We start from the raw sequence: 7307 nt of genomic DNA, 5'->3' as shown, positions 1-7307 counted from the left end.
GTCGGCCAGCGTCGCCGCCGCGTCGAGCAGGTGCTCACAGTTGTCCAGCACCAGGATCAGCCGCTTGGTGGCCAGCGCGTCGGCGAGCCGGTCCGGCCGCGCGGGCGGCGCCCCGTCGACGGCGACCCGCACCCAGGGCGTCCCGGCGGAGGCGACACGGTCGGCGATCTCATCGATCAGGAGCGGAGGGGTGATCGGCCGGATGCGCACCCCGCCATCCTGCCCGCAGGCCCGGGGCCGCCTGGGTACATACCCCGGGTGAGGAGTCCTCGAAGGGGATGAGACCGATGTCGATCCAGTTGAACCACACCATCGTCGCGGCCCGTGACAAGGCGGCCTCCGCGGAGTTCACGGCCGGCGTCCTGGGCCTGGATGTCGGGGCGCCGTTCGGCCCGTTCCTGCCGGTCCAGACGGCCAACGGGGTCACGCTGGACTTCATGGAGGTCCAGCCGGACCGGATCGTGCCGCAGCACTACGCGTTCCTGGTGTCGGACGAGGAGTTCGACGCGATCTTCCGGCGCATCCAGGACGCCGGGATCCACTACTACGCCGACCCCGCCCACCACGAGGAGGGGAGGATCAACCACCGCGACGGCGGCCGAGGCGCGTACTTCGACGACCCGAACGGCCACAACCTGGAGATCCTCACCCGACCATACGGCAGCGGCGGCTGATCCACGGCGGCCCCGCGCCGCCGGACGAGGACGGGGCGCCCGGTGATCACCGGACGCCCCATCGATGACCGCACTCGCTCACGCGGTCGAGCAGAAGGCGTCCACGGCCGTGTTCCACTCCGCGTCCGTGGCGTCGGTCTTCAGCAGGTGGTACTCGTTGTCGGCCACCACGACCTGGCGTTCGCCGTCCGCGCTGCTGATCCAGGTGCTCGTGTAGCCGAGGACCTCGCCCGTGTGCGTGTACACCTCGCCGCACCTGTGGGTGTCGACCCGCCCCACCCCGAGCGCGTAGTCGGTGAAACCGCCCACCGTCTCGAGTTCCCGCTGCTGAGCCGGGGGCAGCAGACGGCCGGAGAACAGCGCCCGGTCGAAGTTCGCCAGATCGTCCATCGTGGACACGATCGCGCCCGCCGCGCCGAGCGCCTGGACGTTGGAGAAGGAGATGTCCCGGATGAGTTCGTAGCCGTGCAGCCAGTTGCCGTAGAGCTTGGGGTCGGTGGACGGGAAGGTGGTGTTCGTGAGGTCGAGCGGTTTGATGATCCGGTTCGTCACCTCGGTCGCCGGGTCGTTCCCGGTCACCGCCTTGATGACCATGCCGGCGAGAATGTAATTCGTGTTCGAGTACGCGAACTCGTCAAGCGGTGGTTTCGAGGTTCCGAGGTCGACCAGCTGTTGCGGATCCCAACGCCGGCCGGGATTCAGATCCGCGGCGTACTCGGCCCCGAATCCCGTATCCCCGAGGTAGTCGGGGATACGGCTGGTGTGGTTGAGCAGCTGCCTGATGGTGATCTTCTTGCCGTCGTTGCCGTTCTTGTTCACCACGCCGGGCAGCCACTTGTCCACGGTGTCGTCGAGCGAGAGCCGGTGCTCGGCCTCCAGTTGCAGCAGTACGGTGGAGGTGAACTGCTTGGTGTTGCTGCCGATGCGAAACTGCGCCTTCGGATCCGCCGGCACCCGCATGAACATGTCTCCATAGCCCGCGTGGGCGTAGTCGACCTTGCCGCCGTCGCGGACCATTCCGATGACGCCGGGCAGTTTGTTGTCCGACTGCATTTTCGCCACGCCTGCCTGCAGGACCTCACCCGGCGTCTGCGGCTGCCGCTCCTGCGCGGCGGCCACACCCGCCGCGCCCGTCGCGCCGATCAGAACGGAAAGGACAATGACCGTGCGGGTGCCGACTCGCCAGAATCTCAACCTGAATCCACCTTCGTGATCGGCCGTTTACATTGCGCAAAGAAATTAGCCGAGGCCGATTAAATCGGAATCAAGCGATGATTACAGCGGCGAGCTGCCACAACACTACGCGGCACGATTTCCTGCCGGCGGTGGCGCGCGGAGACTCCGACGCTCGTGGCGTCCACGACGGTGGCCGGACCGTGACGGAGCCCGGCGTCCAGCGCTCGTACGTTCAGGAGTTCGCTAGACCGCCTGGCCGCCGCGGCGGCGGGAGAGTTCCTGGCCGACGGCGAAGAGCAGCCAGCCGAACGCCGTGGCGTCGTCGATCACGCCGATCGGCAGCAGGAAGTCCGGGATGAAGTCGATCGGTGACACGATGTAGATCACCGCGATGACCATCGCGATGATCTTGCCCTTGCTCGTGCGGTAGACCCGGTCCCGGCCGCCGGCGACCCGCCGGCGGCTGCCGCGGCGCAGGCGCAGCAGGCCCGCGATGAGGACCAGGGCCCCGACGATCATCACGATGACGCCGACCGTGCCGACGCCGACGCCCCCCACGTCGCCGTGGACGGCGAAGGCCAGGATCGCGCCGACGAACAGCGCGAGAACGCCGGGAAGGATCATCTGATCTCCTCCGTACTCGGGGGTCCCACGCGGAGTATGTCCCGCCTGACCGCTTTCATTCGCCTGCGGGACCGGGCTTCCCCTACCCGGTCGCGCACGAGAGCCTGGGGCCACGTAGTTTCGGACCGAACGCGTGGTTTGGAGTTGACATGACCCTGGACCTGGTATCGATTCGCGCAGCGTACCCGGCGTTGCGCGATGGCCATGCCTACCTGGACGGAGCGGCGGGCACGCAGGTTCCCGAGTCCGTGATATCCGCGATCGCGGGCGCGTACGAGGGCGGCATCGGCAACGTCGGCGGCGCCTTCCCGGCCAGCGCCCGCTCCGACGCCATCGTCGAGGCCGCCCGCCGGGCCGTCGCCGACCTGGTCGGCGGTGATCCGCGCGGCGTCGTCCTCGGGCCCAACATGACCACACTGACCTACCGTTTCGCGTACGCGCTCTCCCGTACCTGGCGTACCGGCGACGAGATCGTGCTGTCCCGCCTGGACCACGACGCGAACGTACGGCCCTGGGTGCAGGCCGCCGAGCGCGCCGGCGCCACCGTCCGCTGGGCCGAGGTCGACCTGCCCGCCGGTGAGCTGCCGGCCGAGCAGTACGACACGCTCCTCGGAGACCGCACCCGCCTCGTCGCCGTCACCGCCGCCAGCAACATCCTCGGCACCATGCCCGACGTCGCGGCGATCACCAGGCGCGCCCACGACGCCGGCGCGCTCACCTACGTCGACGGCGTGCACGCCACCCCGCACACCCCCGTCGACGTGACCGCGTTCGGCGCCGACTTCTACGCGACCAGCGCGTACAAGTGGTCCGGGCCGCACATCGGCGCCGTCGTCGCCGCGCCGGCCCTGCTGGAGACCATCCGGCCCGACAAGCTCGCGTCCGCCACCGACGACGTGCCCGAGCGCTTCGAGACCGGCACCGCGCCGTTCGCCGACCTCGCGGGCGTGACCGCCGCCGTCGACCACCTGGCCGGACTGGACTCCGGCGCCGCCGGCACCCGCCGGGAGCGCGTCCTCGCCTCGATGGCCGCGGTCGAGACGCATGTGCAGGCCGAACTCGTCCACCTGCTCGACGGCCTGGCCGCCCTGCCCGGCGTACGGCTCATCGGCGCTCCCCGGCGCCGTACCGCCACGGTCTACTTCACCGTCGACGGGCACACGCCCCGCGCGGTCGCCGAGCACCTCGCCTCACGCGGGGTGAACGTCTGGAACGGGCACAACTACGCGTGGGAGCTCACCGCGGCGCTGGGCATCCGTGACCAGGGCAGCGCCGTACGCGCCGGGCTCGTGCACTACAACGACCGGTCCGACGTCGAACGGCTGCTGGCGGCCGTATCAGAATTGCGTTGACCATCCATCCCGACAGCGGTCAGTGAGGACACCGATGACGTACACCGTCGATTCCGGCAACCTGGAGCGCGCCCGCGCGCTGCTCGCCGGCCACCCCGTGGTTGACGGGCACAACGACCTTCCGTGGGCGCTGCGCGAGCAGTCCGGATACGACCTCGACGCGTGCGACGTCGCCGCCGACCAGACCGGCCGCCTGCACACCGACCTCGCCCGCCTGCGCGCGGGCGGGGTGGGCGCGCAGTTCTGGTCCGTGTACGTGCCCGCGGAGCTGCGGGGCGACCACGCGGTCAGTGCGACGCTCGAACAGATCGACTGCGTCCGTGCCCTCGCCGCGCGCTACCCGGACCACCTGCGCATCGCCCTGACCGCCGACGACGTGGAGGCGGCGTGGGCGGACGGCCGGATCGCGTCGCTGATGGGCGCCGAGGGCGGCCACTCGATCGACAACTCGCTGGCCACGCTGCGCGCCCTGTACGCGCTGGGCGTCCGCTACATGACGCTGACGCACAACGACAACGTGGCCTGGGCGGACTCGGCCACCGACGAGCCGGCCGCGCACGGCCTCACCCGCTTCGGCGAGGAGGTCGTCCGCGAGATGAACCGGCTGGGCATGCTCGTCGACCTCTCCCACGTGGCGCCCGACACCATGCGGGACGCCCTGCGGGTCAGCCGGGCACCGGTGATCTTCTCGCACTCGTCCTCGCGCGCCGTCTGCGACCACCCGCGCAACATCCCGGACGACGTGCTGGAGTCCCTGGCGGCAGGCGGCGGAGTCGCGATGGCGACGTTCGTGCCGAAGTTCGTGCTGCCGGAGGCCATCGTGTGGACCAAGGCCGTCGACGCGCACGTCGAGGCCGCCGGCTTCAACCGCTTCGACACGAGCCCTGAGGCGACGAAGGCGCGGACGGAGTTCGAGACCGCCAACCCGCGGCCGGTCGCGACCCCGGCGACGGTGGCCGACCACCTCGACCACATGCGCGAGGTGGCCGGCATCGACCACCTCGGCATCGGCGGCGACTTCGACGGCACCCCCTTCACTCCGGACGGCCTGTCCGACGTGTCGGGGTACCCGAACCTGATCGCCGAACTGCTCGGCCGTGGCTGGTCCGAGGCGGACCTGGCCAAGCTCACCTGGGGCAACGCCGTACGCGTCCTGCGCGCCGCCGAGGACACGGCCCGCGACCTGAGCCGTACGGAGGCACCGTCGATCGCGACGATCGAGCAACTGGACGGCTGAGGGAACCCGATTCGCGGCTGCGCCGTCTGATGGTCATCGACGGCGATTAAATATGTTGCCCTCACGGCGAGGGTTCTTATGATGGAAACATCGAAAGCGACGGGAGAGGAGGAAACGCGAATGAATACCTCGCACTGGCGGCAGATGTCGCAGGGCACGCGATATGAGCTGCTGCATGTCCTCCTCACGGGAGCCTCGGGATAGGCCACGCCTGTCGCTTGTGGGCCGCCCGGAGGACACCGTCCCGGGCGGCCCTTTTCATGAGTACGACACGTCTATGGGTGAGCCAACGGTTAGGCGGCCGGTTTCCAAGTCCGGCGAGAAGCGGGTTCGACTCCTGCCACCCATGCTTTTCCCTTCCCTTCGGTCGGGGAATGCGTTTTGACAACTCCACAGCGGAAGACATTTACTCGCGGCGGTCTTTCCGGATTCCCGGCCGCCGCGCCCAGCCTCTGTAGCTCAGTGGACAGAGCGCCCGCCCGCGGAGCGGGAGGCCCCAGGTTCGAGTCCTGGCGGAGGTGCGGAGCGCGCATCGCGCGCTGTCATTCCCTGGTCGTCCAACCGGCAGGACACGCGACTCTGACTCGCGCGATCGAGGTTCAAATCCTTGCCAGGGAGCGAGGCCGCCGCACACGGCTTGTGACCCCGCTTTCGTACCGCGGGTGGCCCGGGTCGGCACCGGGTGGCGGCTCTTTCGTCAAGCGCTCGTGGCCCAACTGGCAGAGGCACCGGCCCGAGGAGCCGGAGGTGCGGGTTCGAGTCCCGCCGAGCGTACGCAGGATCATCAGGCCGCCATGGCCCAACCGGTAGAGGCGTCGCGTTCAGAACGCGAAGGTTCAAGGTTCGAATCCTTGTGGCGGTACGCGAGAGACGACCGGGCCGTCCCGACGGGGGCGACGGCCCGGTCATCGACGCAAGGGAAAGGGAAGGTTGGCGGAGTCCGGTATCGCGCCCGTTTCGAAAACGGAGGCCAGGGTCGCACCTGCGGGGGTTCGAATCCCTCACCTTCCGCCGATAAGAGTCGCCGCCAGTGGCGGCGGCGCGCAGCGCAGTAGGGGAGTCAGGCCGTCCCCACCGGTCTCATAAGCCGGCGATCGTGGGTTCGAATCCCACCTGCGCGACTGATCCGGTGTCATTCAACGGCAGGATGCGCGGCCGTTAACCGCGACATGCTGGTTCGATCCCAGCCACCGGAGCCAGACCCTCGTAGCTCAGCGGACAGAGCGCCCGCCTCCGGAGCGGTAGGCCGCCGGTTCGAGTCCGGCCGAGGGTGCGTCACGACCGGTAGCTCATCGGTAGAGCGGCGCCTTCACACGGCGCGCGTGGCAGGTTCGACTCCTGCCCGGTCGACCGCGTCCCGTGGGAGGGGACGCCTTGGTGATCATGGTGTAACGGAGGCACGCCGGGTTGTGGCCCCGGAAGAGGCGGGTTCGAATCCCCCTGTTCACCCTGCGCATGGGCCTGGTCATGGGTGAGACCAAGCGGCTGTAAACCGCCCGCTTCGCGCTGTGCAGGTTCGACTCCTGCCCCATGCACGATGTCTTCCGCTGTGGAGATCTCACAGCTGCGGCGGCAGGCCGAAGAGCGGGAACAGCCGGTCGACGTCCAGGAAGTAGTTGAGGCGGATCAACCGGTCGTCGCGGAACTCCAGGATGTGCAGGGAGAACGGCTCGTGGCGCCCGCCCGGGCCGCTGGGGCGGTACTGCCCGAACGCGGGGGAGCCGTTGGCCGTCACCGGCAGCAGCCGGGAGCCCCGGCACTCGATGCCCGGCCCGCTCCACCACTCGCGCATCCGGGCGGGGCCCCGGACCCACATGTCGTACGGCGGCATCGACTGGGTGGCGTCCTCGTGCAGCAGTGCGACGAGCGCGTCGAGGTCATAGCGTTCGAAGGCGTCGCAGTAGCGCGCCACCAGGGAACGCTGCGCGGCGTCCAGCGGCTGAAGGTCGGAGGAGTCGGTTGTCAGGCCGAGGCCGTCGAGCGTCGCGCGGGCGCGCTGAAGGGCGCTGTTGACCGAGGCCGGTGAGGTGTCGAGCAGTTCGGCGACCTCGTTCGCCCGCCAGCGCAGGACCTCCCGCAGGATCAGCACCGTCCGCTGGCGGGGCGGCAGGTGCTGCAGCGCCGCGACGAACGCCAGGCGGACGGTCTCGCGCGAGACCGCCTCGTCGGCGGGGTCCCCGCCACCGCCCGGCAGGACGCGGGCGCCGGGCACCGGCTCGACCCAGGCCGACTCGGCGAGCGGCG

Annotated in this window: 6 protein-coding genes, 12 tRNA genes and 1 pseudogene; 15 read left to right on the top strand and 4 right to left on the bottom strand. The window is 69.7% G+C overall.

From position 1 onward, the window contains the following. Nucleotides 1-210 (bottom strand): annotated as a pseudogene (locus tag ACFFNX_RS36425) (hypothetical protein); the annotation flags it as partial. Between the two features lie 77 nt (nt 211-287). Here ACFFNX_RS36425 and ACFFNX_RS36420 point away from each other — a divergent pair. Beyond that, nucleotides 288-674 (top strand): VOC family protein, encoded by a 387-nt coding sequence (locus tag ACFFNX_RS36420; RefSeq protein WP_378210537.1) that lies wholly within the window; start codon nt 288-290, stop codon nt 672-674. A 78-nt stretch (nt 675-752) separates the two neighbouring features. Here ACFFNX_RS36420 and ACFFNX_RS36415 read toward each other — a convergent pair whose 3' ends face one another. Beyond that, entirely contained in the window at nt 753-1868 is a 1116-nt protein-coding gene (locus ACFFNX_RS36415) for a serine hydrolase domain-containing protein (RefSeq protein WP_378210536.1), read from the bottom strand. 225 nt (nt 1869-2093) lie between these two features. After that, a complete protein-coding gene (locus ACFFNX_RS36410; protein WP_378210535.1) occupies nt 2094-2474 on the bottom strand; it encodes a YkvA family protein in 381 nt (126 codons plus the stop codon). 149 nt (nt 2475-2623) lie between these two features. Here ACFFNX_RS36410 and ACFFNX_RS36405 point away from each other — a divergent pair, with 149 nt between their 5' ends. The 14 genes from ACFFNX_RS36405 to ACFFNX_RS36340 all read left to right on the top strand — a co-directional run bounded on the left by ACFFNX_RS36405 (nt 2624) and on the right by ACFFNX_RS36340 (nt 6598). Then, nucleotides 2624-3826 (top strand): cysteine desulfurase-like protein, encoded by a 1203-nt coding sequence (locus tag ACFFNX_RS36405; protein WP_378210534.1) that lies wholly within the window; start codon nt 2624-2626, stop codon nt 3824-3826. Nucleotides 3827-3860: 34 nt separating this feature from the next. Next, nucleotides 3861-5063, top strand: a complete 1203-nt coding sequence (locus ACFFNX_RS36400; RefSeq protein ID WP_378210533.1) for a dipeptidase — start codon at nt 3861-3863, stop codon at nt 5061-5063. A 277-nt stretch (nt 5064-5340) separates the two neighbouring features. Then, nucleotides 5341-5412: transfer RNA gene (locus ACFFNX_RS36395), tRNA-Gly, on the top strand. 99 nt (nt 5413-5511) lie between these two features. Beyond that, nucleotides 5512-5584: transfer RNA gene (locus ACFFNX_RS36390), tRNA-Arg, on the top strand. 25 nt (nt 5585-5609) lie between these two features. Then, nucleotides 5610-5681: transfer RNA gene (locus tag ACFFNX_RS36385), tRNA-Gln, on the top strand. An 83-nt stretch (nt 5682-5764) separates the two neighbouring features. Further along, nucleotides 5765-5837: transfer RNA gene (locus ACFFNX_RS36380), tRNA-Leu, on the top strand. 14 nt (nt 5838-5851) lie between these two features. Then, nucleotides 5852-5925 (top strand) — tRNA-Leu (locus ACFFNX_RS36375). 62 nt (nt 5926-5987) lie between these two features. Then, a tRNA-Ser gene (locus ACFFNX_RS36370) sits at nt 5988-6074 on the top strand. 34 nt (nt 6075-6108) lie between these two features. Next, nucleotides 6109-6184, top strand: a tRNA-Met gene (locus ACFFNX_RS36365). A gap of 4 nt (nt 6185-6188) precedes the next feature. Continuing rightward, nucleotides 6189-6262 (top strand) — tRNA-Asn (locus ACFFNX_RS36360). A gap of 1 nt (nt 6263) precedes the next feature. After that, a tRNA-Arg gene (locus ACFFNX_RS36355) sits at nt 6264-6336 on the top strand. 5 nt (nt 6337-6341) lie between these two features. Then, nucleotides 6342-6413: transfer RNA gene (locus tag ACFFNX_RS36350), tRNA-Val, on the top strand. 26 nt (nt 6414-6439) lie between these two features. Further along, a tRNA-His gene (locus tag ACFFNX_RS36345) sits at nt 6440-6513 on the top strand. A gap of 3 nt (nt 6514-6516) precedes the next feature. Then, nucleotides 6517-6598: transfer RNA gene (locus tag ACFFNX_RS36340), tRNA-Tyr, on the top strand. A 23-nt stretch (nt 6599-6621) separates the two neighbouring features. Here the strand turns inward: ACFFNX_RS36340 and ACFFNX_RS36335 are convergent. Next, nucleotides 6622-7307: RNA polymerase subunit sigma-70 (locus ACFFNX_RS36335; protein WP_378210532.1), on the bottom strand; the 686-nt coding region annotated here is incomplete at its 5' end.

The sequence above is a fragment of the Actinoallomurus acaciae genome (assembly GCF_042429965.1).
In the GTDB taxonomy this organism is placed as follows: Bacteria; Actinomycetota; Actinomycetes; order Streptosporangiales; family Streptosporangiaceae; genus Actinoallomurus; species Actinoallomurus acaciae.
The sequence above is the reverse complement of the archived record's forward strand: the minus strand, read 5'-3'. Positions and strand labels throughout refer to the sequence as shown.